Origin of the sequence: Halomonas sp. NCCP-2165 (genome assembly GCF_023708045.1) — a bacterium.
Classification (GTDB): domain Bacteria; phylum Pseudomonadota; class Gammaproteobacteria; order Pseudomonadales; family Halomonadaceae; genus Bisbaumannia; species Bisbaumannia pacifica.
The window spans coordinates 13,373-39,566 of the sequence record NZ_BRCY01000006.1 but is presented as its reverse complement, the minus strand read 5'-3'; the positions used below and the strand labels follow the sequence as shown (position 1 = coordinate 39,566).

Here is a 26,194-nt window from a genome sequence, read left to right as displayed (position 1 = left end):
ACGAGCCGAGACAAGGCCTTAGTCGGCGGCGGCACGGGCCTCGGCGAGCCAGACATCGAATTGCTCCCGATGCGCGTCTATCCACTCGGCGGCGTGACGGCGAATGTCCTCGGGGCTGGCCTCGCCCTGCTGCATGCGCAGGTTCTGGGCGCTCTCGTCCTCGGTGGCGATCTGCACCAGGGCGAGAAACTCGCGGGCGGCGGGATTCTGCTCGGCGAAGTCGCGATTGAGCAGCGCCTGGATGGCATCTACCGCGAAGCCCAGGTTCTGGCCATTGAAGTGGGTATTCACGTCGTTGTTGCCATCCGGCAACGAGGTATGCGGCACCTCCAGCCAGACCACGTCCTCACCCGGCACCAGCACCCCGGAGACCCACTGCGGCACCCAGGTGTAGTAGAGGATCGGCTCGCCTTGCTCGTGGCGGGCGATGGTCTCTTCCATCAGCGAGAAGTAGGGACCGCGGTGATGGCTGACGGTGTCCGCCAGGCCGTAGGAGAGCAGGTGGTAGTCGATCACCTGCTCGCAGCCCCAGCCGGGGTTGCAGCCGGTGAGGTCGGCCCGGCCGTCGCCGTCGACATCGAAGAGTGCGGCGATCTCCGGATCACGCAGGTCCTCGAGGGAGCCGATACCGTGCGCCTCGGCGGTCGCCCGATCGATCAGGTAGCCCTGTAGCACTTCGGGGACCATATCGCCGGCCTTGACCAGGACCTCGTCGCCGCCGACCTGCCGATAGAAGTCGCGGTGCAGCTTGTCCCAGGCATGGACGGTGAAGTCTCCCTCGCCATAGGCCAGGCCCAGCAGGATGCCGGCGTATTCGGTCTCCCGGGGCGCCTCCACCGAGTAGCCCAGCGCCTCCAGGCCCATGATGGCGATCTGGCCGCGGAAGTGTTCCTCGGCCACCGTGGGGAAGATGGGGGTGACGCTCACGCCCTCCCCCGGCCGCGCCTCGGCCAGGACTGGCAGCGGCGTCAGGGCGGCGGTGGCCAGCGCCAGGGCGGCCAGCAAGGATTTCCTGCGAATCAACGTCATGACTTACCTCGTTGTTGTGGTTATGACGGTCGTGGGATCCGGCGCCGGCCCCAGGAGGCCCGGATAGCGGCGCCGAGGTGAGCAACCAAGACAAGCCGCCGGGGCGTTCGCCCCGCTTGGCTTCTCGGTTGGGTGCGATGAACCTGAAAAAAGCCCCATGCCGTTGCGACGGCATGGGGCGCTTTTATCGATCGAGGGAGGGGACTCTGGGAGACACCGAGGGGCGATCAGTAATCGACCACCACGTCGCCCAGCGGCTTGCTGCAGCAAGAGAGGATATAGCCCTCGGCCACGTCCTCGTCGGTGATGCCGCCGTTGTGCTCCATGTCCACCTGGCCGGTGGTCAGCGGCGCCCGGCAGGTACCGGGAGGAAAGAGCCCCCATGCCGCAGGCCTGGCCTGCGGCTTCTGTACCTCAGTAATCGACCACCACGTCGCCCAGCGGCTTGCTGCAGCAGGAGAGGATATAGCCCTCGGCCACGTCCTCGTCGGTGATGCCGCCGTTGTGCTCCATGTCCACCTGGCCGGTGGTCAGCGGCACCCGGCAGGTACCACAGATCCCCATGCCGCAGGCCTTGGGAATATGCAGCCCCAGCTTGGCGGCGGCGGTGTGTACGGTCTCGCCGGGCTGGATGCGCACGCTCTTGCCGGTGGAGGCGAACTCGACGCTGTACATATCGGCGATATCCAGCTCTTCGGCCTCCGCCTCGGCCTGCTCGGCATGCTCCAGGGCCTCCTCCTGCACCTCGGCCGGGGTCTCTCCGAAGGATTCTTCGTGGTAGTGGCTCATGTCGAAGCCGTTCTGCCGGAGCAGGTTCTTGACGGCGTTCATATAGGGGGTGGGGCCGCAGCAGAAGATCTCCCGATCCATGAAATCGGGGGCCATCAGCTCGAGCATCGCCTGGCTCAGGTAGCCGCGGAAGCCGGCCCAGGCCTCGCCCAGTTCGTCGCTGCGCTCGCAGATGATATGCAGCTTGAACTCGGGAATCCGCGAGAAGATATGCTCCAGCTCGCGGTGGAAGATCACGTCCTTGGGGGAGCGCGCGCTGTGCACGAACTCGATGTCCACCAGGGAGTTGGTATCGAAGAACCAGCGCGCCATGGACATCAGCGGGGTGATGCCGACGCCGCCGGAGAGCATCAGGATCTTCTCCGCCGAGTAGTCGATGCAGTTGAAGTTGCCCACCGGGCCATGCACCGCCAGCTCGTCATTGACGCGCAGGTTGTCGTGGAGCCAGTTGGAGACGCGGCCCCCGGGCACCCGCTTGACGGTGATCGAGAAGCTGTAGGGCACCGAGGGGGAACTGGAGATGGTGTAGGAGCGCATCACCTGCTCGCCGTCGATCTCCAGCTCCAGGGTCACGAACTGCCCCGGCTTGAAGAAGAACATCACCGGCTGCTCGGCCATAAAGCAGAAGGTACGCACGTCCCAGGTCTCCTGGATCACCTTGACGCAGCGCACCAGATGGCGGCCATTGGTCCAGGTCTGGGTGGTGACGGGGTTGAGGAAGTTCATTGTCATTGTCGGTTCGCCTGGGCTGCACCATGGGGGCTGTCTCCGACCGCGGTGCCACCGCTTGTCGTTGAGCGAATTTTGCGCCAAGGGATAGCGTCATCACATGCCTGTTCACGACACGGGCATATCCCTGGCATCCAGGCCCCGGGAGCGTAATTTCGCCCGGCGTCGCCGGCGTATCACCTTCTGTCGTCGGCAGATAATTACTTTTTGCGACTCTGATCCACACTCGCCGCAAATCAGGGGCACGCCGATGCAGCGCGCCCTGCCGCTGACGAAGCTCACAATCAACAATGACTCGGCCTGACCCGCCGCCTGTAATGAGGATGTGCCCCATGGAATCCAAGCCCCTCGCTCGCCTGGACGATCCGCTGGCCCCCGCCCGGGAAGCCACCGCAGAGATGCTGCGCAGTCGTCAGCGCAATTTCTCCCTGCCCCAGCCCTTCTACAATGACGAGCGTGTCTTCGCCCTGGATATGCAGGAGATCTTCGGCAAGGAGTGGCTGTTCGCCGGCATGACCAGCGAGATTCCCACCAAGGGCAACTTCATGACCGTGGAGATCGGCGACAACCCGGTGATCCTGGTGCGTGGCAATGACGGTCAGGTGCATGGTTTCCACAACGTCTGCCGTCACCGCGGCTCGCGGCTGTGCGTCAAGGAGAAGGGCAAGGTCGCCAAGCTGGTCTGCCCCTACCACCAGTGGACCTACGAGCTGGACGGCCGCCTGCTGTTCGCCGGCTCCGACATGGGCAATAACTTCGATCTCAACCAGTACGGCCTCAAGCCGGTGCAGGTGAAGACCGGGGGCGGGTTCATCTTCGTCAGCCTGGCCGACGAGCCGCCGGCCATCGACGACTTCCTGGCCACCCTGAATCACTACCTCGAACCCTACGACATGGAGAACACCAAGGTGGCGGTGGAGTCCTCCATCGTCGAGCAGGCCAACTGGAAGCTGGTGATCGAGAACAACCGCGAGTGCTACCACTGCAACGGCTCGCACCCGGAGCTGCTCAACTCCCTGCAGGAATTCGACGACACCGACGATCCCCGCGCCACCCCCGCCTACAAGGCCCTGGTGGCCCAGAAGCAGGCCGACTGGGACGCCCAGCAGGTGCCCTGGCAGCTCAAGCGCTTCGGCAAGCGCAATCGCCTGACCCGCACCCCGCTGCTGGACGGCGCCGTCTCCATGACCATGGACGGCAAGCCCGCCTGCCAGAAGCTGATGGGTCGCATCCAGAGCGCCGACCTGGGCTCGTTGCGTATCCTCCATCTGCCCAATTCCTGGAACCACTTCATGGGCGATCACGCCCTGGTCTTCCGGGTGCTGCCGCTGGGGCCCCAGCAGACCCTGGTGACCACCAAGTGGCTGGTCCACAAGGATGCCGTGGAAGGGGTCGACTACGATCCCGCCGAGATGCGCAAGGTGTGGGATGCCACCAACCACCAGGATCGTCGCCTGGCCGAGGAGAATCAGCGCGGCATCAACTCCAAGGCCTACGAGCCGGGCCCCTACTCCGAGACCTACGAGTTCGGCGTGATCGACTTCCTCGACTGGTACGGCGAGCGCCTGCTGGAGAACCTGGGCAGCACCGCCCCGGAGCTCAAGGTGGTGCAGGGCTAAGCCCTCTCGTATCGCTTGAGTTCATCGCTTAGGCCCCACAGGCCCGCCATCGGCGGGCCTGTGGCGTTTGGCCCCCAGGCTGGATTGTCCCCGGGACGCAGGATATCGGCGTCGTGGCGAGGTTCCCCTGACGGGCTTAGCCGGGGCTGAGCCCCCGCAGCCGTTCGCCACGGCGGCGCAGTAGCTCGAGAGTGGTGAGCAGCAGCATCGAGAGCAGCACCAGCAGGGTCGCCACGGCCAGGATGGTGGGGCTGATCTGCTCGCGAATGCCCGACCACATCTGGATCGGCATGGTGCGCTGCTCGGGGCCGGCGATAAACAGCACCACCACCACCTCGTCGAAGGAGGTGATAAAGGCGAACAGCGCCCCCGACACCACGCCGGGGGTGACCAACGGCAGCACCACCTTGAAGAAGGTCCGGGTGGGGTTGGCGCCCAGGCTGTGGGCGGCGCGGATCAGGGTGGTGTCGAAGCTCGACAGGGTCGCCGTGACCGTGATCACCACGAAGGGAATGCCCAGCGCGGTGTGGGCCAGGATCACCCCCGGGTAGGTCTGGGCCAGGTTGATCTTGGAGAAGAAGAAGAACATCGCCGCGGCGGAGATGATCAGCGGCACGATCATCGGCGAGATCAGCAGCGCCATGATGGCTCCCCGGGCCGGCATATGGCGGCTGGAGAGCCCCAGGGCGGCGATGGTGCCGAGCACCGTGGCGAGCAGCGTCGAGGCGATGCCGATGATGAAGCTGTTCTTGATCGCATGCAGCCAGGCGCTGGAGGTGAAGAAGTCCTGGTACCAGCGCAGCGAGTAGCCCGCCGGATCGAGGGACAGCATCTCCTGGCTGAAGGTGAAGTAGGGCTCGGCATTGAACGACAGCGGGATGATGATCAACAGCGGCCCCACCAGGAACAGGAAGATCAGCGCGCAGAGACCCAGGAAGACGTAGTGCCAGATGCGTTCGCCACGGGTGGCGTAGGAAGGAAGCGCCATCGGATTACCCCAGCTTGACCTTGTCGACGCCGACCAGGCGATTGAAGACCAGATAGAAGACCACCACCACGAACAGCAGGATCGAGGCGATCGCCGCGGCGAGCCCCCAGTTCAGCGAAGTCTGCATATGGTAGGCGATGTAGTTGGTGATAAAGCGACCCGACTGGCCCCCCACCAGCGCCGGGGTGATGTAGTAGCCGATCGACAGGATGAATACCAGGATGGCACCGGCGGCGATGCCCGGGAGGGTCAGCGGGAAGTAGACCCGCCGGAAGCTGAGGAAGGGCCGGCCACCCAGCGAGCGGGCCGCGCGCATATAGCTCGGCGGGATGGTCTTCATCACCGAGTAGAGCGGCAGGATCATAAACGGCAGCAGGATATGCGTCATGGCGATGATGGTGCCGGTCTTGTTGTGGATCATCTGCCAGCGCGCCTCGTCGGCGATCACCCCGATGGCCACCATCATGTCGTTGAGCACCCCCTGGGACTGCAGGATGGCGATCCAGGTGGTGGTGCGCACCAGCAGCGAGGTCCAGAACGGCAGCAGCACCAGGATCATCAGCAGGTTGGAGTGACGCAGCGGCAGGCTGGCGAGCAGGAAGGCCACCGGGTAACCGAGCAACAGGGTCAGGCCGGTGATCACCGCGCTCATCCAGAAGGTGCGCCAGAACAGCGAAACATGGATCTCGAGGTGGGCCGGCACCTTGGCGATCTCGCCGTCCGGCGTCAGCTGGCGATCCACCGCCGCCAGATAATAGGAGGGCGTATAGGGCGAGGCCTCACGCCGGATCAACTTCCAGGTATCGAGCTCTCCCCAGGTGTCGTTGATCTCGATCAGCGCCTCGCGGTAGGGCGGCTCGATGCGGCCCAGGCGCCGGGCCGTGCGGCTGATCGTCGAGCGCATGCCCGATTTCTCGTAGTTCAAGCGGCTCGACAGCAGCCCCAGGTTGCGGGCCTCCTGGCCTTCGCGCAGGTCCTCCGCCAGGGCGGCGAAGACCGCTTCGTCGGGTAGCGACTCGCCGTCCCATCCCTCCAGGGCCACCACGGTACGCGACAGGTGGGTGGAGACCTCGGGATTGTCGACGCTGCGCCACAGCATGTCGAAGATCGGCATGACGAAGGCGACCACCAGGAACAGCAGCAACGGTGACACCAGCAGGAAGGCCTTGACCCTGGAACGGCGCACGGCGCGGCGCAGACTGACCTTGAGCGGCACGCCATCGGCGGTGGTCAGAGGCATAGAGGGCAATTCGGACACGCGGGCCTCTCCATCGGACGAAGGAAGCGACTGGGTTGCAGCGCCGGGGCCGCCACCCGCGGGGCGGGTGGCGGCGTGGTCTTACTGGGCCAGCCAGGCGTCGAAGCGCTGGGTCAGCTCGTCGTTGTAGTCGGCCCAGAACTCGTCATCCTTGGGAATCGCGGTGGCGAAGTTGGGGCCATAGGTCGGCATATGCTCTTCCATCTCGATGCCGGTCTCGGCATGGGTCGAGACCATCGCCGAGGAGGACCGGCGCGCCGGGCCGTAGGAGATGTACTGGGCCTGGTCGGCGAGGCGCTGAGTATCGGTGGCAAAGTGGAGGTAATCCCGCACCTTGTCGAGCCTGCCGGTGGGCACCACCCAGCCGTCGAGCTCGAACACCTGGGCATCCCAGATGATCTCGAAGGGCTGGTCCTCGGTGACCATGGCGTTGAAGATGCGGCCGTTGTAGGCAGACGCGAAGGCCACTTCCTGGTCGGCGAGCAGCTGCGGCGGCTGGGCGCCCTCCTCCCACCAGATCACCTCGTCCTTGATGGTGTCGAGCTTGGCGAAGGCACGCTGGACGCCCTCCTCGGTCTCGAGCACGTCGTAGACGTCCTCCGGGGCCACGCCATCGGCGACCAGGGCCCACTCGAGGTTATTGATCGGCTTGCGCATCAGGGTCCGCTTGCCCGGGAAGTTCTCCAGGTCGAAGACGTCGGCGATGGTGCTCGGCTGGTTGTCCTCGGGGAACATCTCGGTATTGAAGGCGACGATATTGGAGTAGACGATCGAGGCCACGAAGCATTCGCCCAGGGCGCCGTCGACGAAATCCTCGCTGGGCGGGGTGCCGTCGGGGGCATCGGCCAGCAGTTCGTCATGGTCCAGCGGCTCGATCAGGCCCTCGGCGCAGGCGATCATGGCATCCGCCGGCAGCATGTCGACCAGGTCCCAGGTGACGTTGCCGGCCTGGCTCTGGGCACGCAGCCCGGCCAGGGCGTTACCGCTGCGGTCGATATTGACGATCTCGTCGCCGCTCATCTCCATCCAGGGCTCGTGGTAGGCCTGCTGCTGACTCATGCTGTAGGCCCCACCCCAGGAGACGATATTGAGCGTCTCCTGGGCCTGGGCCGTGGCCGTCAGGCCGAGGCTGGTGACACCCGCCACGGCGATGGCGATGCCGAGACGGCCCTTGCGACTGATGACTTCCCGTTGCTTCATAGAATTCTCCACTTGTTGTTGTCATGCTCGCGGTATCGTCGATCGTCCGACACTCCTGCCGGCCCGGGGCCAGGCCCCGGTCTTCTTCCCTAAACAGCGGAATGGCTCGGCCCGGCAACGCAAGGCATCAGGCGTCCAGGGCGCGACAATCGCCCCAGGACCAGCCAACCTCGATGGCCTGCCCCGGCGCCAGCGTGGGGTGGCCCACGGCGTTGGGCGTCTTGATGATGAATTCGTCGTTGCCACAGACCCGCAGGCGCGTGCGCAGGTGGTCGCCGAGGTAGATCACCTCCATCACCTCGCCCTGGAAACGGTTGTCACAGTCAGAGGCCGCCTCCCCGACGAGGATCGCGACCCGTTCCGGACGCAGCGAGAGCGTGGTGCGCGATCCCGGCGGTCCCGAGGCCACGGCCCTGGCCAGCACCGTGTCGCCGCTGTCGAGGCGCACCCGGCAGCGCTCGCCACTGTTCTCCACCACCTCACCGTGGAGGCGGTTGTTCTCGCCAATAAAGCAGGCGACGAAGGCATTCTCGGGCGCCTCGTAGAGGGTCTCGGGGGAGGCCAACTGCTGCACGACGCCGTCGTTGAACACCGCGATACGGTCCGACATGGTCAACGCCTCGGTCTGGTCGTGGGTGACGTAGATCATGGTCACCCCGAGGCTGGCGTGAATGCGCTTGATCTCGTACTGCATCTCCTCGCGCAGGTTCTTGTCCAGCGCCCCCAGGGGCTCATCCATCAGCACCAGCTCGGGCTCGAAGACCAGGGCCCGGGCCAGGGCGACCCGCTGCTGTTGACCGCCGGAAAGCTGAGCCGGGCGCCGGTCACCGAACTCCTCGAGACGCACCATCGCCAGGGCGCGGGCCACCTTGCGCTTGATCTCCTCCTTGGAGAGGTGACGCACCTCCAGCGGAAAGGCCAGGTTCTCGGCCACCGTCATATGGGGAAAGAGGGCGTAGTTCTGGAAGACCATGCCGATGCCCCGCTTGTGGGGCGGCAGGCCGCTGATCGGTTCGCCCTTGAGCAGGATCTCGCCGTGGGTCGGGGTCTCGAACCCCGCCATCATCATCAGGCAGGTGGTCTTGCCCGAGCCCGAGGGCCCCAGCAGGGTCACGAATTCGCCCTGGCGAATATCCAGGTCGAATCCCTTGACGACCAGTTCGACCCCGTCATAGCTCTTCTGGACATTGACGAAGCGGGCAAAACACGACGCCGCTACCGCGTCTACGTCGGCTTCGAGGGTCTCGTTCATGAACACTCCCTGGCAAGGCCCCTGGGGCGAGCGATCCGACCCAGTATCCGGTCACATCATGGGGCCTGTGCGGTTTATTCTTGTGATTCAATGCGTGGCGTCGACCATAAAAGCTGCATATAAGCACCGCAATCCTCGCCGGGGACAAGTAGCGTTGAACGCCGGCATCCCCCAGGGCGGCAAAGTCGACTATGGCGTGACCCTTCGGCGCCCTCCTCGCCAGATGGCCACCTCCCCATGGAAGTAGCGACACAAGACACCGGATCAGGGGGAGACGCTGGCTACACGCCACAGGACCAAAACAGGCGCGGCGCCCCAGGGGGCGCCGCGCTCTCACTAAGCCGGATGGCTCAGCAGTGGTGGTGTTGTGGGAACTCGGCTATGCCGAGTGATAGGCCAGGGCGCCTGACGGCGCCAATCGCTCAGCGGAGCTGAGCTCCCACAGGAGATCGGCGATTAGCCTAACGCAGCCCCGGCAGCAGGTAGCGCTCCAGGGCCTGGCGCACCGAGGGCAGCATCACATCGGTCTGCTCGCTGAGCTCGCGCACCAGGTCCTGGAGGCCGGGCACCCCCACCTCCACGTGCTTGAGCAGCGCCATGCGCGCGCAGGTCTCGGGGCAGGCCCCCTCGGGGATGCGAATCCCCAGGGCCACCAGGCGATTGCGGAAGTCTTCGCCATCGATCAGGTCGACGATCATCATGGGTTGGCCCTCCAGTCGTGGGGCGGGTCAGGGGCGAGACCGGACGGCGCCGGCCCCGCCCGTTGCTCAGGCCGCGTCGGCCGGACTCAGGCGACAGGCCGCGTATTTGAACTCCGGAATCTTCCCATAGGGGTCGAGGGCCGGGTTGGTCAGCAGGTTGGCGGCGGCCTCCCCGTAGCAGAAGGGCACGAAGACCATGCCCTCCGGCATCGCCGGATCGATCCGCGCCCTGAGGGTGATGGCCCCCCGGCGGGTGGTGATGGTCAGCGCATCCCCCGGGGCCAGGCCCAGCTTCTCCAGTTCCCCGGGCGCCAGGCTGGCCACCGCCTCCGGCTCCAGGTCGTCGAGCACGGTGGCGCGGCGGGTCATGGAGCCGGTATGCCAGTGCTCCAGTTGGCGTCCGGTGGTCAGCACCGTGGGGAAGGCGTCGTCCACCGGCTCGTCCGGCGGCAACGGCCGGGTGGGCGAGAATTTCGCCCGCCCGCTGGCGGTGGGGAAGGCATCGCTGAACACCACGTCGGCGCCCGGGGCATCCTCCGCCGGGCAGGGGTAGGTCACCGACTGCTCCCGCTCCAGGCGCTCCCAGGAGATATGATCCAGGGACTGCATGCCGCGCTTCATCTCGGCGAAGACGTCCCGCGGGTGCCGGTAGTCCCAGCCCAGGCCGAAGCGCTTGGCGATCTCCTGGATGATCCACCAGTCCGGCTTGGCCTGACCCGGCAGCGGCAGGGCCGCGCGGCCCAGCTGCACCTGGCGGTTGGTGTTGGTGACGCTGCCGTCCTTCTCCGGCCAGGCCGAGGCCGGCAGGATCACGTCGGCGAACTGGGCGGTCTCGGTGACGAAGAGGTCCTGCACCACCAGGTGCTCGAGCTCGCCGAGCGCCTGGCGGGCGTGCTCCAGGTCCGGGTCGGACATCGCCGGGTTCTCGCCCTGGATATACATGCCCTTGATGGTGCCGGCATGGATGGCGTCCATGATCTCCACCACGGTGAGGCCCGGCTCCGGGTCGAGCTCGGTGTTCCACAGCTCCTCGAAGGCGGCGCGCACCTGGGCGTCGCTGACCGGCTGGTAGTCCGGCATCACCATGGGGATCAGGCCCGCATCGGAGGCGCCCTGGACGTTGTTCTGGCCGCGCAGCGGGTGCAGGCCGGTGCCGGGGCGACCGGTCTGACCGCAGGCCAGGGCCAGGGAGATCAGGCAGCGGGCATTGTCGGTGCCATGGGTATGCTGAGAGATGCCCATGCCCCAGAAGATCATCGCCCGCTCGGCGGTGGCGTAGAGTCGTGCCACTTCTCGGATGGTCTCGGGCTCGACGCCGCACAGGCCGCTCATCGCCTCCGGGGTCATGTCCACCACATGGGTCTTGAGTGCCTCGAAGCCCTCGGTGTGCTGGGCGATATAGGCCTCGTCGTAGAGCCCCTCGGTGACGATCACGTTGAGCATGGCGTTGAACAGCGCCACGTCGGCCCCCGGCGAGAAGCGCACGCTACGGTGAGCATAGGCATCCAGGGCCTGGCCACGGGGGTCGAGGATCAGGATCTTGGTGCCGCGCTTGGCGGCCTGCTTGAAGAAGGTCGCCGCCACCGGGTGGTTCACCGCCGGGTTGCAGCCGGTGAGGATCACCACGTCGGCCTCGCTGGCCTGCATAAAGGAGGCGGTCACCGCGCCGGAGCCGATGCACTCCATCAGCGCCGCCACCGAGCTGGCGTGGCACAGCCTCGTGCAGTGATCCACATGGTTGGAGCCGAAGCCGGTACGCACCAGCTTCTGGAACAGCCAGGCCTCCTCGTTGGAGCACTTGGCGCTGCCGAAGCCGGCCAGCGCCGCCGGGCCGTGGGCCGCCTTGAGGTCGACGAGCCCCCGGGCGGCGAGGTCCAGGGCCTCCTCCCAGCTCGCCTCGCGGAAGTGGGTCAGGGGATTCACCGGATCGAAGTCCGGATCGATGCCCTTGGCCACCCCGGGCTTGCGAATCAGCGGCGTGGTCAGCCGCGACGGGTGACGCGGGTAGTCGTAGCCGAAGCGCCCCTTGACGCACAGGCGGTTCGCGTTGGAGGGGCCGTCGCGCCCCTCCACGAAGAGGATCTCGTCGTCCTTGATATGGTAGGTGAGCTGACAGCCCACGCCGCAGTAGGGACACACCGAATCGACCTGGCGGTCGGCCGCCGCGGAGTCGCCATGGCCCGCCTGGTCGACCAGGGTGGCAGGCATCAGGGCCCCGGTGGGGCAGGCCTGGACACATTCGCCGCAGGCCACGCAGGTGCTGTCGCCCATGGGGTCGTCGAAGTCGAAGACGATCTTCGAGGCCGAGCCGCGGTGGGCCAGGCCGATGACGTCGTTGACCTGCACCTCGCGACAGGCCCGCACGCAGAGGTTGCACTCGATGCAGGCGTCGAGATTGACGCGCATGGCGGAGTGGCTGTCGTCGTGGCCCTGCGCATGGCCCTTCGCATCGGTGAGTGAGTCCTCACGGGGGGCCACATGATGCACCGCGCCCTCGCGACGGGTCGGCAGCCGCTCACGCACCGCCGTGGCGTCGATGGCCAGCTGGTCGGCCATGGCCCAGAAGTGGCTGGAACGGTCGGGGCTGTCGTCGCGCGCCGGCTGGTCGACCAGCAGCAGCTCCATGACGCCTTCCCGGGCGGTGCGCGCCCGCTCGGAGCTGGCGCTCTTGACCACCATGCCCGGCGCCGCCTCGCGCAGGCAGCTGGCCGCCAGGGTCCGCTCGCCCTCGATCTCCACCATGCAGGCGCGGCAGTTGCCGTCGGCGCGGTAGCCGCTGGCGTCCTTGAAGCAGAGGTGCGGAATGGTCTCGCCGGCGCGCTTGGCCACCTGCCAGAGGGTCTCGCCCCGGTAAGCGCTCACTTCCACGCCATCCAGGGTCAGGGTAAAGCCTGTGCTTGAGCTCGGTTCGGTCATGCTCATCTCCCTTACCCCTTGACGATCACGTTCTGGGCGGCGAGTTCACCGCGGAAATCCTTGAGCAGCCCCAGCACCGGGTTGGGGGCCGCCTGACCGAGGCCGCAGATGGAGGCGTCCATCATCACCTGCGACAAGCGGGTCAGGGTCTCGGCGTCCCATTCGTCGCCCTCGAGCAGGGTCAGCATCTTCTCGGTGCCCACCCGGCAGGGGGTGCACTGGCCGCAGGACTCGTCGGCGAAGAAGGCCAGCAGGTTGGTGGCCACGGCGCGCAGGTCGTCCCGGTCGGAGAGCACCATCACCGCCGCCGAGCCGATAAAGCAGCCGTGCTCCTGGAGGGTATCGAAGTCCAGGGGGATATCCGCCTTGGCGGCCGGCAGGATGCCCCCGGAGGCACCGCCGGGCAGGTAGGCGGCCAGGCGATGGCCCTCGGCCATGCCACCGCAGTACTCCTCGATGAGCTCGTTGAGGGTGATGCCCGCCGGGGCCAGATGCACCCCGGGGCGCTTGACCCGGCCGGAGACCGAGAAGCTGCGCAGCCCCACCCGGCCATGGCGGCCCTGGCTCGCGAAGGCCTCGGCGCCGCGCTGCCAGATCAGCGGGATCCAGTAGACGGTCTCCACGTTGTTGACCAGGGTGGGGCAATCGAAGAGGCCCTTCTGGGCGACGAAGGGCGGACGATGGCGAGGCTTGCCCGGCTTGCCCTCCAGGGACTCGATCATCGCCGACTCCTCGCCGCAGATATAGGCGCCGGCGCCACGCCGCACCACGATATAGCCCGACGCCACCAGGCCGGCGGCCTCGAGTTCGGCGATGGCCTCGCGCAGCACGGCATGCAGGCCCGGGTACTCGTCGCGCAGGTAGATATAGAGGGCCTCGGCCTCCACCGCCCAGGCGCTGACCAGGGCCCCTTCCAGGAAGCGGTGCGGCGCCCGCTCCAGGTAGTAACGATCCTTGAAGGTGCCGGGCTCGCCCTCGTCGGCGTTGATGGCGCAGTAGCGCGGGCCCGCCTCGGCACGCACGAAGTGCCACTTCTTGAAGGTCGGGAAGCCGGCGCCGCCCAGGCCGCGCAGGTTGGCCTGCTGCATGGCTTCCATCAGCGCCTCTACCGTCACCGCGCCGTCGTGGCAGGCCTGCAGCAGCTCGAAGCCGCCCTCGCAGCGGTAGGCGTCGAGGCGCTGCCAGTCGATGGCCTCGGGATGCGTCTCGCCGGCGTCGATGGCCGCCCGCACCCGGGCCGCATCGGCCCGGCCCAGGTGGCGATGGCCCACCTCCACCACCGGCGCCGTGTCGCAGCGCCCCATGCAGGGCGCCCGCAGTACCCGCACCGCCTCGGCGTCCAGGCCCGCTTCCAGCTCGGCGCGCAGCACCTCGGCGCCGGCCAGCTGACAGGAGAGCGAGTCGCAGACGCGGATGGTCAATGCCGGGGGGGCCTGCTGGTCGTCATGCACCACGTCGAAGTGGGCGTAGAAGGTCGCGGTCTCGTAGACCGCCGCCATGGGCAGGTTCATGAAGCTGGCCAGGGCACGCAGCTCCACCATCGACAGATGGCCCCGGGCATCCTGGATGACATGCAGGTGTTCGATCAACAGGTCGCGGCAGCGCAGCGAGGCATCCTGGCGCTCGTCGCCGAGCAGCTCACGCAGCCCGGCCAGGGCGGCGGGGTCGAGCTCGCGGCCACGGGGCTTGCCGCGGAAGCGGCGCGTGGGGGTCACGGTCTGGACGGTCATGATGGGCTCGTTGTTATCGGTGGTACCTCAATTATCGGCATGGTGGCACCACCACCGCCACTGGGCAATCGTCTGCGCCAGCCGGGCGAGCGAGCTGATATGTCGATGTCGCTCTGAGTTAGTCCCTCCACCACCATGGGCCACCTTCTTCGCCGTCGCCCTCGGGGTGGATATGCGGAGGTCGCTTTCACGACACCTCCCGCGGCGAACAGCGCCAAGAATGCCCCGGGCTCCCCGCGTCTCGACAGGGGCACCCGTGACAATAACAACGAGGGCTTTCCATGAAGCAAGACGATGCGCCGGTCTTGACCGCCGGCCAAGACAACAAGCAGATCATGGGGCTGGACTTCCACAACCCCGTCTTCCCTCTCTCCGCCCTGGCCATCCTGGCCTTTATCCTCTACGCCCTGATCTACCCCGATGCCGCCAATAGTCAACTCGGCGCCGCCCGCGGCTGGTCCATCGAGCATTTCGACTGGCTGTTCATGATCGCCGGCAACTTCTTCGTGATCTTCTGCCTGGCGCTGGTGCTGCTCCCGGTGGGCCGTATCCGCCTGGGTGGCGCCCAGGCGCGTCCGGAGTACTCCCGGCTCTCCTGGTTCGCCATGCTGTTCGCCGCCGGCATGGGCATCGGCCTGATGTTCTGGAGCGTGGCCGAACCGGTGGCCTACTACACCGACTGGTACGGCACGCCGCTGAATGCCGCCGCCGGCACCGCCGAGGGGGCCAGCGCCGCCATGGGCGCCACCATGTTCCACTGGGGCCTGCACCCCTGGGCCATCTACGGCGTGGTCGGCCTGTCGCTGGCCTTCTTCGCCTACAACCGCGGCCTGCCGCTGACCCTGCGCTCCGCCTTCACGCCCCTGCTGGGCCGGCACACCCGGGGCTGGATCGGCCACACCATCGATATCGTGGCGGTACTGGCCACCATCTTCGGCCTGGCCACCTCCCTGGGCTTCGGCGCCTCCCAGGCCGCCGGCGGCCTGGCCTATCTGTTCGATATTCCCAATACCCTGGGCACCCAGATCGCCATTATCGTGCTGGTCACCGTGGTGGCGCTGTTCTCGGTATGGCGCGGCATCGACGGCGGGGTGAAGCTGTTTTCCAATATCAATATGGTGATCGCCCTGGTCCTGCTGCTGTTCGTGGTGTTCACCGGCGGTACCCTGCTGTTCGTCAATGGCCTGGTCACCACCACCCTGGATTACCTGGAGCATATCGTGCCGCTCTCCAACTGGATCGGCCGCGATGACACCACCTGGTACCACGGCTGGACGGTCTTCTACTGGGCCTGGTGGATCTCCTGGTCGCCCTTCGTCGGCATGTTTATCGCCCGGGTGTCTCGCGGTCGCACCGTGCGGGAATTCCTCACCGCCGTGCTGCTGGTGCCCACCCTGGTCACCATCGTCTGGATGAGCGCCCTCGGCGGCACCGCCCTGCGTCAGTCCGCCGAGGGCGTCGGCGAGCTGGCCAACGGCATCGGCGATGTCTCCCTGGCGATGTTCCATATGCTCGAGCAACTGCCGCTGACCACCCTGACGTCCAGCCTGGCGATCGTCCTGGTGCTGGTGTTCTTTATCACCTCTTCCGACTCCGGCTCCCTGGTGATCGACAACATCACCGCCGGCGGCAAGACCGATGCACCGCGCAGCCAGCGGGTCTTCTGGGCCACCCTGGAAGGGGTGATCGCCGGCGTCCTGCTCTACGGCGGCGGCAGTACCGCCCTCAGCGCCCTCCAGGCGGGCGCCGTGGCCACCGGCCTGCCCTTCACCCTGGTGCTGCTGGTGATGTGTCTCAGCCTGGCGCTGGGTCTGCGCCAGGAGCAACGCAACCAGCGACTGGCCACCACCTGACGCCGTTTTCCCCACATGACGGATACCCTGCCGGGGGAGGAGCGTTGGCGACTCCCCTGGCATTCCTTGTATAAAGCGTCACAATATTAGGGTGTCATGGCGTCTGATGAACAATCACAATGGATGCCGACCCAGGAGGGCAATATGTACAAGAAGATCATGGTGCCGGTGGACCTGGCTCACCTCGACCAGCTGTCCAAAACATTGCAGGTCGTCGCCGATCTCGCCAACTTCTACCAGGCCGAGGTCTGCTATGTGGGAGTCACCGCCTCGACCCCGGGCAGCCTGGCCAGGACCCCGGAAGAGTACCAACAAAAACTCGATGCCTTCGCCAAACAGCACACCTCCGAGCATGGCCAAGCGGTCAGCGCTCGAGTGGTGATCAGTCACGACCCCGCCGTCGATCTCGACGATGTCCTGGTCCAGGCGATCGAGGACGTCGGCGCCGACCTGGTGGTCATGGGCACTCACCTGCCCCGCCACCTGGACGCCCTTCTGCCGGCGCATGGCGGCAAGGTCGCGACCCATACTCAAGCGTCCATCTTCCTGGTACGCGCTTAAGCTTCGAAGTCCTAAAGACGGAGAATATCTGTGGCTACACATTCCAACGATCCCAATGCCAGGGAACGGAGCCAAGGCTCCGAAGGCATCCCGGCCCCGGAAGGGCCGGCGAACCTGATCGATACCGACTATGTGATCGGCCAGGACAATATTGCGTCATCCAAGTTCGGCATCAACTTCGATCTCCACGGCAAGGTCTTCACGGTCTCGTCCCTGGTGATCCTGGTCTTCGTGATCCTGACCCTGGCCCTGCAGGCCGAGATTGAGCCGATCTTCGACGCCATTTTCTCTTTTCTCACCGGCAACCTGAGCTGGGTATTCCTGCTCGGGGGTAACATCTTCGTGCTGGTCAGCCTCGGCATCATCCTGTCGCCGCTGGGCAAGGTACGCATCGGCGGCGCCCACGCCACCCCCGACTTCTCCTACGCCGGCTGGTTCGCCATGCTCTTCGCCGCGGGGATGGGCATCGGCCTGATGTTCTATGGCGTCTCCGAACCCCTCTCGCATTTCGGCACCTCCCTCGGTGGCATCAGCCTGGGCGAGGATGGCGTACGCACCGACTGGGCCCCCTTGGGAGCCGCCGCCGGCGATCCCGAGGGCGCCATCAGCCTGGGCATGGCCGCGACCATCTTCCACTGGGGCCTGCACCCCTGGGGGGCCTACGCCATTGTCGGCCTGTCACTGGCGATTTTCGCCTACAACAAGGGCTTGCCGCTGACCATGCGCTCCATCTTCTACCCGCTCCTGGGGGAGCGCGTCTGGGGTTGGCCGGGGCATGTGATCGATATCCTGGCGGTGTTCGCCACCCTCTTCGGCCTGGCCACTTCCCTGGGCCTCGGTGCCTCTCAGGCGGCGGCTGGTCTGAGTTACCTGTTCGAGGTGCCCAATAGCAACGTCACCATGGTGCTGTTGATCGTCGGTATCACCGCGGTTGCCCTCGGCTCGATCATGCTCGGCGTCGACAAGGGCGTACAGCGCTTGTCGCAGATCAATATGGTGCTGGCCTTCCTGCTGCTGGCCTTCGTGATTATCGTCGGCCCGACCCTGCTGATCGCCACCGGTTTCTTCGAAAACCTGGTCGCCTACGCGGTTAACTTGCCGGCGCTCTCCATGCCCTTCGGCCGTGAGGACGCCAACTTCAGCCAAGGCTGGACCGCCTTCTACTGGGCCTGGTGGATCTCCTGGTCACCGTTCGTCGGCATGTTTATCGCCCGCGTCTCCCGCGGTCGCAGCGTACGTGAGTTCCTGACCGCCGTGCTGCTGGTACCGACACTGGTCTCGGTGCTGTGGATGACCGCCTTCGGCGGCACCGCCATCGACCAGGTCATCACCGATGGCTTCGAGGGCGTTCAGAATGCCGCCCTGGAGATCAAGCTGTTCGAGATGCTCGGTCAGCTACCGCTCTCCGCCATTACCTCCTTCGTGGGGATCGTGCTGGTGATCGTGTTCTTCGTCACCTCCTCCGACTCCGGCTCCCTGGTGATCGACTCCATCACCGCCGGCGGCAAGGTGGACGCGCCCAAGCCCCAGCGTATCTTCTGGGCGATCATCGAAGGCGCCATCGCCATCGCCCTGCTGCTGGGTGGTGGCCTGACCGCCCTGCAGACGGCATCGGTCTCCACCGGCTTGCCCTTCACCCTGGTGCTGCTGGTCGGCTGCTATGCCCTGCTCAAGGGGCTGATGAGCGAGCCTCGCGGCTGATCGCCGTTCGACGAGCACGGCAACATGACCAGGGCGGCCTTCGGGCCGCCCTGGTTTTTTATGCTTCATTAAAAAGGTTCAACGCATTCTGGCGTGAACACCATGGTGGGATCTCGGTTAAAGCCAATTCCTGCCTTGGCACAAGGCCGCCGGGGTAGTAGGAGCCTGCTTCAGCAGGCGATGGGGAAGCAGGTGTAAATCGGCCAAGCCGGCCAAAATCGCCGGCTAAAGCCTGCTCCTACAATGGCTTGCTGGAGATCGACCATGTCGTGGCTTCACGCTGATCTGCGATGAGCCTAAAAAAGGGGATTAGCTCCACAGGCTGCCGATCGGCGTCTCCGGACGGTAGTGATTGGCGACCTGGGCCTGGAGCAGCTCGGCGGTCGCCAGGGCATCGATCAGCGCATGGTGCCCCTGATAGGGAGGCAGGCCGTAGCGCTCACGGCTGTTGTGCAAACGGATGGAGACCGGCGGGCGCCCCATCCAGCGGCGGAAGCGCGCCCACAGCGACTGGCGATGGATGCGCGCCTCCAGTGACATGGTATCGATCACCGGAAACTTGAGCTCCTCCCCCAGCCGACCCTGGATCGCGGAATTGAGGAAGGGACGCTCGATATGCCGGTAGTGCACCACCGCCAGGCGCCCGCTGAGCTCCGCCAGCAGGTCATCGAGGATCGCCTCCAGGTCTGGCGCCTCGGCCACCTCGGAGTGGGTGATGCGATGCAAGGCCACCGACTCGCGATTCAGCGGCCGCGGCGGGCGCACCACCCAGTAACGCCGCTCGGCCAGGCAGATGCGGTTCAGGGTAAAGGGCACCAGGCCGATGCTGACGATGGCGTGGCGACTGACATCCAGGCCGGTGGTCTCCATGTCCAGGGCCACCAGGGTGGCGTCGCCGATGGGCGTCTGGGGGTCCAGGGTGCCGGCGGCAAAGTAGCGGGCCAGGCGCGGCTCCTTGCACACCGAGGCCCGCCCCTTCAGGTACTCGGGCCAGCGCTGGCGATCGGGTTCGGGGCCGCGCAACGAGACCATCCTAGCGCCCCCGGGACGGAATCGGATAGCGGAACTTCATGAACTTCTGGGCGTTGCTGAGCACCTGGAAGGCCTCCTTGAGGTTATGCCGCTCGCTATCGGAGACATTGGCCGGCTCGATATTGTTGTCCGGCTCGCGCTCCTCCTCGATATCGATCACCTGGTGACGAATGCGCACCATGGCGATGAATTCCAGGGCGTAACGGATCTTGTCGCCGGTGCCGGCGGGCAGCAATTGGGTCCTGGCGATATCATCCAGGCGCTCGAAGGAATTCTGGGCCCGGGAGCCGCAGGCCAGGGCATGGACCCGGATCAGGTCCACCATGGGCGCGGTGCCGCGCCGCTTGAGGTTAATGGAGTTGTTCTGCTTGCCGTCCTTCTCCATCACGAAGGTGCGGAAGAAGCCCAGGGGGGGCGTGCGATTCAGGGCATTGCGGGCCATGGCGGCGAGGAACAGCGGGCTCCTCGCCGCGTGCTCCGCCACCAGGTCCTGGAGCTGCTCGACGAAGGCCTCCTCGCCGTAGACGCTGTCCAGGTCGAAGAAGATCGAGCTGTGCAGCAGGTGCTCCGGGTTGGGGTTGTCGATCCAGTCGCTGAAGTAGCGCTTCCACACCGCCAGAGGCTGTCGCCACTTGACGTTGGTGGCCATGATATCGCCCTTGCAGTAGGTATAGCCGCAGGCATCCAGGCCATCGGAGACCCGCTGAGCCAGGGCCAGGAAATAGGCATCGTGCTGCGCCGGGTCGAAGGCGTCGTCGAGCACCAGGGCATTGTCCTGGTCGGTGACGATACTCTGTTCATTGCGGGCCATGGAGCCCATGGCCATGAAGCAGTAGGGCACCGGCGGCGGCCCCAGTTCCTCCTCGGCCAGCTCGAGCAGGCGCCGGGTGAAACTGCGGCCGATGGTGGAGAGGGCGCTGCCCACCATCTGCGAATTGGCCCCCTCGTGGACCATACGCACGAAGGCGGCGCGCACATCCGGCTCCAGCCGCGCCAGCCCCTTGGGGCCGGGCTGGCTGAAGATATTGCTGACCAGGTAGAGGCTGGAGTGGGTCTCGTAGCGAATGATATCCGAGAGGTGCAGCACCCCCAGGGGCCGGCGGCGATACAACACCGGCAGGTGGTGCACGTTGTTGCGCAGCATGCTGAGCATCGCCTCGTGCACCGACTCGTCGGACTGGATGGTGATCAGCGCCTCGGTCACCACCTCGCCCAGCGGCGTGGCGGCGCTGAGCCCTTCCGCCAGCACCCGGTTGCGCATGTCCTGATCGGTGAGGATGCCCACCAGGGTATGGGACTCTCCCTGGCTGTCGACGAAGGTGCGCCGCGGGTCCTCCTCTTCGCCGGGATCGGCGATCACCAGCACCGAGGAGACGTTCTCCTCGTGCATGCGCCGCGCCGCCTCCTGGACACTGGCATGCACATCGACCATCAGCGGCTTGCGGGTGAGCAGCTTGCGCACCCGGGTGATCATCATGTCGTTGCTCTTGTGCTGCTCCTCCACCACCGCCTTGAGCCGCGAGCGCCCCAGCTCCACGAAGTCGGCGAAGTGATCGTCCACCTCGCAGAGGCGCTGGAAGATCTCGTCGGGCACGAAGTAGATCAGGGTGTCTTCGATGGCGGTGGCGGGAAAGCGCACCCGGTGATTCCGCAGCAGGCTGAACTGGCCGAAGATATCGCCCTCGCCCAGGCAGTTGTAGAGGTCGCCGTTGCGGCGGTAGATCTCCACGGCGCCGCTGCGAATATAGAGCAGCTCGTTGAGGGGCTCGTCGAGGCTGAGGATCTCGGTGCCGGCCTTGAAGTAGCTGACCTCCACCTGCCCGGCCAGCTCGTCGAGCAGGTCGTCGGAGAGCCCGTCGAAGGGCGCGTGGCGCGACATATGCTCGCGGACTTCCAGCAGTTCCACTTCCATGGGGCAAGGCCTCCGGCTCCGACGCTTTGACCGTTCAGTCTCCATTGGCCCCGTCGTCCTGTAAACCCCCGCCGGCATTCCGAAAACGACGCCCGCCCAACGCAGGACGGGGCCGCCCGAAGGCGGCCCCGTCAGAGACAGACAGCGGCTGTCAGCGTATCCGAGGGCTCAGGATTGCGCCTCGGCCATCGCCTGCACCCGCTCCAGCAGCTCCGGGTCCTGCTGGATGGCCTGGCCGATGGCGTTGAAGGTAGCCACCTCGAGCCCCGTGGCCTCGACTTCCTCGACCATCCGCTCGTTGGCCTCCAGGCGGATCTCCTGCTGGGCGGCCTCATCCTCGGCGGCCTGCAGGCGCTGGGTGTACTCCTGGGAGATGGCGGCGATCTCCTGGGAGGCATCGGCGAACTGCTGCAGCTGATCGTCGGAGAAGTTCTGGGCCGCCTGGGCCTGCGGCTGAGCGGCCTGGGTGGCCGGGTCTTCCTGGGCCATGGCCCCGGTAGCGGCCATCAGGCCGGCGCTCAGCAGTGCGGCGGAAAACAGGGCGGTCATGCGTTTCATCCAATACCTCCGGGGGAACTGACAATGTATGCGCCCAGTGTGACGGCATCATCCGCATGAGGTTCCCCTTTTTGTGTAACGCCTGGAAACACAAGGTGATATCAACCTTACATCCGTCGCCATTCGGCGATACCCCAAAACGGCAGGCCCCCGGCGGAAGCTCCGCCGGGGGCCTGGGAGGCCGAACCTCGCCGCGGCTTAGCGCAGCACGCCTTCCTCGTTGAGCAGCTTGAGGATCGCCTCGGCGCCCTGCTCCGCCGAAACGCCCTCGAGCACCTGGCCGCTGCCACCCTCCGCCTTGGCGGCGGCGGCCTTGAAGCGGTCCCGGGCCGAGGCGGCCTTGACGATCTTCAGGCGCTTGGGCCGCTTGCGGGCCGGGGCCAACTGCCACTCGGCCAGCTCCCGGTCCGGCTCGGCGGGGACCGGGGTCGCCGCGAGCTCGGCCCGGCGGGCCGGGCCGAAGGCGCTCTGGCGCGCCGCCGGGGCCGCCGCATCCACGCTGACGATGGCCGGCAGGCGCACCTTGAGGCGCCGCCGCTGACCCCGGGGCAGGGCCTGGAGCAGGGTCGCCACGCCATTCTCGACCTTCTCCACCGCGGCCAGGCCATTGACCAGCGGCCAGCCCAGGCGCTCGGCCAGGGCATAGGGCAAGAGCCCCGAGCCCTCGCCGCGCTCCGCCCGGGCGCCGGTGATCACCAGCTGCGGCGGCGCCGCGGCCAGGTGCTCGGCCAGGGCCGGGATGGCATCGCTGCCCTCGGCCTGCTCCAGCAGGGTCAGACTCTCCAGCCCCATCCCCAGGTAGCCCCGCAGCGCCGACTCGCTCTCCTCGCTACGCGGGCCGGCGTGCAGCAGGCCGACCCGGCTGCCGGGCAACTGGCGCTCCAGGCCCAGGGCCAGCTCCAGGCCCCGGGCATCCTGATCGGCGCGACGGGCGCGCCCGGTGATGGGGTGGCGCCCCACCGAGACCAGTACCGCCACCTCGATTCCCTGCTGCTCAGGCCGCATCGCGCTGCCCTCCTCGCTGCTGTTCCACCATGGCCACCAGGGCGGCGAGGATCTCGGCGCTATCGCCGATCACCGCCAGGTCGGCGCGCTTGATCATGTCACACCCGGGGTCGAGGTTGATGGCCACCACCTTGTCGCAGGTCTGGATGCCCTGCAGATGCTGGATGGCCCCGCTGATGCCCACCGCCAGGTAGACCCGGGCGGTGACCCAGGTACCGGTGGCGCCCACCTGGCGGTGGCGCGCCATAAAGCCGTCGTCCACCGCCACGCGGGAAGCGCCTTCCGTCGCCCCCAGTACCTTGGCGGCGTGATGGAAGCCGTCCCAGTCCTTGACGCCGTTGCCGCCGGAGAGGATGAACTCCGCCTCGGCGAGCGCCACCCCGGCGGGGTCCACCGCCACCTGGCCCAGGTCCTCGATCCGCGAGAAGGCGCTGGGGATGCTCTCCGTGAGGTACAGCGGCTCGGCGGCGTGACGGGTCTCGTCCACCGGCTCGGCGCACTCGGCCAGCGCCAGGGCGACCCTGGGCAGGGGGCGCTGGATATCCAGGCTCTCCGCCGCGCCGCGGGCGGTGCAGCGCCAGCCCAGCGGCGTCTCGGCGTCGGCCTCGATCTGCCAGACGCCGGTGGCGGGGCGTTCGCCCCTCCCCTCATTCAAGCGCAGCGCCAGGCGCCGCCCCAGGTCGGCCCCGCCCAGGGGCGAGTCGGGCAGCAGCCAGTGCCGCGGCGCCAGCTCCCGCTCCACGGCGGTCAGCGCCGCCAGCCGCGCCTCGGGGGCGAAACCGGCGTAGGCGTCGTCATCGAGGTGCAGCAGGCGGTCGATGCCCGCCTCGCCGAAGGCGTCCTCCTTGTGCTCGCCGAAGACCACGGCCAGCACGGCGCCGGGGCGTTCCGGGTCGGCATCGGCCAGGCGCCGGGCCAGGCCCAGCAGGTCCTTGTCGTGGGCGGAGAGGCGTCCGCCGGAGAGCTCCGGCACCACCGCCACCAGGAAGGCCGGGGCCTCGATGGTGACGTTGCGGCGACTGTCCTGGGCCGCCTGGCGGGCCGCACCCGCCGCCTGACCGCCCTGCTGGGCGCCGCTGCGGTCGATGCGCTTGATGCCATTGGGGCCGATAAAGCCGATGGCGCGGGGATTCTTGCGAATCACCCCATGGGGGCCCAGCCACTCGCTGGCGGCGCCGCCCCCGATGCCACCAAGGGCGGCGACCACGCTGGCGTGCTCGGGATGCAGGCGGTTACGGGCGATCCACTCGCGGCGTGGATCGCGACGACGAATCTCGCTCATCAGATCACCTCCTCGGCGGTCTTGCCGGCGTTGCGGCGGCTCGCATCGACCGCCTCGACGGCGGGGCGCGCCACCAGGGCATCGGCCACCAGCTCGGCGATATCGCGGACCTCGGCGCTGGCATCCACCACCCCCTCGAGCATCGCGGTGCACTGGGGACAGCCCACCGCCACCAGCTCGGCGCCGCTCTCCTTGACGTCGTTCATGCGCATATCGGGGATCCGCCGCTCACCGGGAATATCGGTGATCGGCGCCCCGCCGCCACCGCCGCAGCAGCGCGAGCGGAAGCCGGAGCGTTCCATCTCCTTGACCTCGATGCCCAGCGCCTTGAGCACGTTGCGCGGTGCCTCATACTCGCCGTTGTAGCGGCCCAGGTAGCAGGGGTCGTGGTAGGTGACGCTGCCGCCCTTCCAGGGGGCGAAGGCCAGCCGGCCGGCGTCATAGAGCTCGGCGATAAAGGTGCTGTGGTGGCGCACCTCGTACTGTCCGCCCAGCTCGCCGTACTCGTTGCCCAGCACATGGAAGCTGTGGGGGTCACAGGTGACGATGCGCTGGAAGCGGTACTTCGCGAGGGTGGCGATATTGCGCTTGGCCAGCGACTGGAAGGTCGCCTCGTCGCCCAGGCGCCGCGCCACGTCGCCGCTGTCGCGCTCCTCGGTGCCGAGCACCGCGAACTCCACCTCGGCGGCACGCAGCACCTTGACCAGGGCCCGCAGGGTGCGCTGGTTGCGCATATCGAAGGCCCCATCGCCCAGCCACAGCAGCACTTCGGCCTGCTTGACGTCGGCCATCAGCGGCAGGTTGAGGTCCGCCGCCCAGTGCAGCCGCGAGCCGGGATCGAAGCCGCCGGGGTTGTCGGTGGCGATCAGGTTGTCGAGCACCTCGGCGCCCTTGTTGGGGGTCTGGCCCCGCTCCAGGGTCAGGTGGCGGCGCATGTCGACGATGGCGTCCACGTGCTCGATCATCATCGGGCACTCTTCCACGCAGGCGCGGCAGGTGGTGCAGGACCACAGGGTCTCGGCGTCCACCAGGGCCTTGCCCTCACGCGCCACGATGGGCCCATGGGGGGTGCCCTGGTGCTCGCCCACCGGCTTGCCGGGGTAGGGAGAGCCGGCGTAGTTGGCATCGCTGCCCCCGGCCAGGCCCACCACCATGTCCTGGATCAGCTTCTTGGGGTTGAGGGGCTGGCCGGCGGCGAAGGCCGGGCACACCGCCTCGCAACGCCCGCACTGCACGCAGGCGTCGAAGCCGAGCAGCTGGTTCCAGGTGAAGTCGGCGGGCTTCTCGACGCCCAGCGGCGCCGCCTCGTCGTCCAGGTTCAGCGCCTTGAGGCCGGTGGAGCGATTGCCCTCGCCGAAGCGCTCGGCGCGGCGGTGGAAGGCCAGGTGCAGGGCGCCGGCGAAGGCGTGCTTCATGGGCCCGCCCCAGGTCATGCCGAAGACCATCTCGCCCAGGCCCCAGACCACCACGGCGGTCAGGGCCAGCGCCAGCAGCCAGTGGCCGAAGTCGGCGGGCAGGATGCCCACCGCCGGCAGGGTGATGGCGAAGACGCTCAGGGAGAAGGCCATCAGGCTCTTCGGCAGGCGCATCCAGGGGCCCTTGGAGAGGCGCGCGGGCGGGTTGCGCCGGCGCCGGGCCACGAACAGGCTGCCCACGAACATGGTGGCGCTGGCCGCCAGCAGCAGCCAGCCCAGCACGCCCTGGGCGAGCCCGAAGCCATGCACCAGGATCATCAGCACGGCGGCGGCCACGAAGCCACCGGCGGTGGCCACGTGGGTGTTGGACATCACCTTGTCGCGCCCCACCACATGGTGCAGATCGACCAGGTAACGGCGCGGCATGGCCGCCAGGCCCTTGAGCAGCGGCACGGCGGAGGGCCGCCCCTGGCGCCACAGGCGAACACGCCGCCAGGCGCCGATCACCGCCAGGCCCAGGGCGGCGAAGATAAGTATCGGCAGTAGGGTATCGAGCATGCTGGTAACCTCAGCTTGGCCTGTCGGATGCGCTCGCCCTCGGCTCGCTTATCCGACCTACGTTCCCGCAGGTCGGATAAGCCGAAGGCGCACCCGACGTTCCGAA

19 protein-coding genes and 1 pseudogene are annotated in these 26,194 nt (G+C 67.1%); 4 read left to right on the top strand and 16 right to left on the bottom strand.

Features of this window, described 5'->3' with window-relative positions; all coding sequences use genetic code 11:
• Window positions 1-18: 18 nt before the first annotated feature.
• The 3 genes and pseudogenes from proX to NFU04_RS04775 all read right to left on the bottom strand — a co-directional run bounded on the left by proX (window position 19) and on the right by NFU04_RS04775 (window position 2,550).
• On the bottom strand, window positions 19-1,029 hold the full coding sequence (proX, locus tag NFU04_RS04785) for a glycine betaine/L-proline ABC transporter substrate-binding protein ProX (protein WP_251308360.1): 1,011 nt from the start codon (window positions 1,027-1,029) through the stop codon (window positions 19-21).
• A 227-nt stretch (window positions 1,030-1,256) separates the two neighbouring features.
• Window positions 1,257-1,421, bottom strand: a pseudogene (locus NFU04_RS04780) (2Fe-2S iron-sulfur cluster-binding protein); the annotation flags it as partial.
• Window positions 1,422-1,443: 22 nt separating this feature from the next.
• Window positions 1,444-2,550, bottom strand: a complete 1,107-nt coding sequence (locus NFU04_RS04775; RefSeq protein ID WP_251308359.1) for a hybrid-cluster NAD(P)-dependent oxidoreductase — start codon at window positions 2,548-2,550, stop codon at window positions 1,444-1,446.
• Between the two features lie 329 nt (window positions 2,551-2,879).
• Between NFU04_RS04775 and NFU04_RS04770 the strand changes: the two genes are divergently transcribed.
• Complete coding sequence (locus tag NFU04_RS04770) at window positions 2,880-4,166, top strand: aromatic ring-hydroxylating oxygenase subunit alpha (RefSeq protein ID WP_251308358.1); 1,287 nt, start codon at window positions 2,880-2,882, stop codon at window positions 4,164-4,166.
• 136 nt (window positions 4,167-4,302) lie between these two features.
• Here NFU04_RS04770 and NFU04_RS04765 read toward each other — a convergent pair whose 3' ends face one another.
• From NFU04_RS04765 to NFU04_RS04735, 7 genes are all read right to left on the bottom strand, one after another.
• Complete coding sequence (locus NFU04_RS04765; protein WP_251308357.1) at window positions 4,303-5,154, bottom strand: ABC transporter permease; 852 nt, start codon at window positions 5,152-5,154, stop codon at window positions 4,303-4,305.
• A gap of 4 nt (window positions 5,155-5,158) precedes the next feature.
• Window positions 5,159-6,412: an ABC transporter permease gene (locus NFU04_RS04760; RefSeq protein WP_309296778.1), complete on the bottom strand. Its 1,254-nt coding sequence runs from the start codon at window positions 6,410-6,412 to the stop codon at window positions 5,159-5,161.
• A gap of 81 nt (window positions 6,413-6,493) precedes the next feature.
• On the bottom strand, window positions 6,494-7,612 hold the full coding sequence (locus NFU04_RS04755; protein WP_251308356.1) for an extracellular solute-binding protein: 1,119 nt from the start codon (window positions 7,610-7,612) through the stop codon (window positions 6,494-6,496).
• A 127-nt stretch (window positions 7,613-7,739) separates the two neighbouring features.
• A complete protein-coding gene (locus NFU04_RS04750; RefSeq protein WP_251308355.1) occupies window positions 7,740-8,864 on the bottom strand; it encodes an ABC transporter ATP-binding protein in 1,125 nt (374 codons plus the stop codon).
• 461 nt (window positions 8,865-9,325) lie between these two features.
• A complete protein-coding gene (locus NFU04_RS04745; protein ID WP_251308354.1) occupies window positions 9,326-9,565 on the bottom strand; it encodes a hypothetical protein in 240 nt (79 codons plus the stop codon).
• Window positions 9,566-9,631: 66 nt separating this feature from the next.
• Window positions 9,632-12,481, bottom strand: coding sequence for a formate dehydrogenase subunit alpha (fdhF, locus tag NFU04_RS04740; RefSeq protein WP_251308353.1), 2,850 nt, complete (start codon window positions 12,479-12,481; stop codon window positions 9,632-9,634).
• An 11-nt stretch (window positions 12,482-12,492) separates the two neighbouring features.
• Window positions 12,493-14,211 carry an NADH-ubiquinone oxidoreductase-F iron-sulfur binding region domain-containing protein gene (locus NFU04_RS04735; RefSeq protein ID WP_251308352.1) on the bottom strand — a complete coding sequence of 573 codons (1,719 nt, stop codon included), beginning with the start codon at window positions 14,209-14,211 and terminating at the stop codon, window positions 12,493-12,495.
• A gap of 281 nt (window positions 14,212-14,492) precedes the next feature.
• Here NFU04_RS04735 and NFU04_RS04730 point away from each other — a divergent pair, with 281 nt between their 5' ends.
• The 3 genes from NFU04_RS04730 (at window position 14,493) to NFU04_RS04720 (ending at window position 18,326) form a co-directional block, all read left to right on the top strand.
• Window positions 14,493-16,064, top strand: coding sequence for a BCCT family transporter (locus NFU04_RS04730; protein ID WP_251308351.1), 1,572 nt, complete (start codon window positions 14,493-14,495; stop codon window positions 16,062-16,064).
• Between the two features lie 144 nt (window positions 16,065-16,208).
• Window positions 16,209-16,625 carry a universal stress protein gene (locus tag NFU04_RS04725; protein WP_251308350.1) on the top strand — a complete coding sequence of 139 codons (417 nt, stop codon included), beginning with the start codon at window positions 16,209-16,211 and terminating at the stop codon, window positions 16,623-16,625.
• Window positions 16,626-16,655: 30 nt separating this feature from the next.
• Complete coding sequence (locus tag NFU04_RS04720) at window positions 16,656-18,326, top strand: BCCT family transporter (protein ID WP_251308349.1); 1,671 nt, start codon at window positions 16,656-16,658, stop codon at window positions 18,324-18,326.
• 309 nt (window positions 18,327-18,635) lie between these two features.
• Here the strand turns inward: NFU04_RS04720 and NFU04_RS04715 are convergent, their stop codons facing one another.
• The 6 genes from NFU04_RS04715 to NFU04_RS04690 form a co-directional block, all read right to left on the bottom strand.
• Complete coding sequence (locus NFU04_RS04715) at window positions 18,636-19,358, bottom strand: 3'-5' exonuclease (protein WP_459382066.1); 723 nt, start codon at window positions 19,356-19,358, stop codon at window positions 18,636-18,638.
• A gap of 1 nt (window position 19,359) precedes the next feature.
• A complete protein-coding gene (locus NFU04_RS04710) occupies window positions 19,360-21,270 on the bottom strand; it encodes a DUF294 nucleotidyltransferase-like domain-containing protein (protein WP_251308348.1) in 1,911 nt (636 codons plus the stop codon).
• Between the two features lie 168 nt (window positions 21,271-21,438).
• The gene (locus NFU04_RS04705) at window positions 21,439-21,828 is read right to left on the bottom strand and encodes a DUF4168 domain-containing protein (protein WP_251308347.1); all 390 of its coding nucleotides are present in this window, start codon (window positions 21,826-21,828) and stop codon (window positions 21,439-21,441) included.
• A 198-nt stretch (window positions 21,829-22,026) separates the two neighbouring features.
• Window positions 22,027-22,833, bottom strand: a complete 807-nt coding sequence (gene etfB, locus NFU04_RS04700; RefSeq protein WP_251308346.1) for an electron transfer flavoprotein subunit beta — start codon at window positions 22,831-22,833, stop codon at window positions 22,027-22,029.
• Window positions 22,823-24,115: an electron transfer flavoprotein subunit alpha gene (etfA, locus tag NFU04_RS04695; RefSeq protein ID WP_251308345.1), complete on the bottom strand. Its 1,293-nt coding sequence runs from the start codon at window positions 24,113-24,115 to the stop codon at window positions 22,823-22,825. The genes etfB and etfA overlap by 11 nt, the downstream gene beginning before the upstream one ends.
• Window positions 24,115-26,088, bottom strand: a complete 1,974-nt coding sequence (locus tag NFU04_RS04690) for a (Fe-S)-binding protein (RefSeq protein ID WP_251308344.1) — start codon at window positions 26,086-26,088, stop codon at window positions 24,115-24,117. Before NFU04_RS04690 ends, etfA begins: the two co-directional genes overlap by 1 nt.
• Between the last annotated feature and the right edge of the window lie 106 nt (window positions 26,089-26,194).